Origin of the sequence: Mycobacterium sp. 94-17 (assembly GCF_035617725.1) — a bacterium.
Taxonomy (GTDB): domain Bacteria; phylum Actinomycetota; class Actinomycetes; order Mycobacteriales; family Mycobacteriaceae; genus Mycobacterium.
In genome coordinates, this window is sequence record NZ_JAPIYN010000087.1 from 1 (window position 1) to 501 (window position 501).

Consider the following 501-nt stretch of genomic DNA (forward strand, 5'->3'; position numbering starts at 1 on the left):
GGCCATGTCGCCCTCGGACAGGTAGGCGTCGGAGGCGCCGATGCTGACCGCCCCGGCCGCGGCCTGGGAGATCCCGGTTCCCGAACCGGTGCCCTGGGGAGTGATCGTGACGTTCGAATACTTGTCGTGGTAGGCGGGGGCCCACAGGTTGAACAGCGGGTACAGCAGCGTGCTACCGGTCTCCGATAGCGTCACCGGCGACGTCGCAGGCGTGGTCGCGACCGGGCCGCCGGCCCCCGGGCTGGACGAACCGTTCGTCGAGCCCGAACCACAGCCGGCCGCGGCCAAAACCAGCGGTGCAGTGGCCGCTACCGCCAAAAACTTTGCGAAACGATCTTTCACGTTCTCTCACCTCTCGTTGTGTTACTCACCGTTTTTGCGGCCCTGACGAGGGCACGCATTTTCTGTGCCCGTGCTCATCCGCTGATCTTGGCGATCTGGGCGTCCGATAACTTCACCACCTGGGCGGGCAGCGGCTGGAAGTGGACTTTGTCCAGGAAC

At 65.3% G+C, this 501-nt stretch carries 1 protein-coding gene; it reads right to left on the reverse strand.

All coding sequences use genetic code 11. The features are described 5' to 3' along the window. Window positions 1–342 (reverse strand): substrate-binding domain-containing protein (locus OQ789_RS25765; RefSeq protein WP_324689248.1); only part of this gene is annotated, 342 nt, incomplete at its 3' end. Window positions 343–501 lie beyond the last annotated feature (159 nt).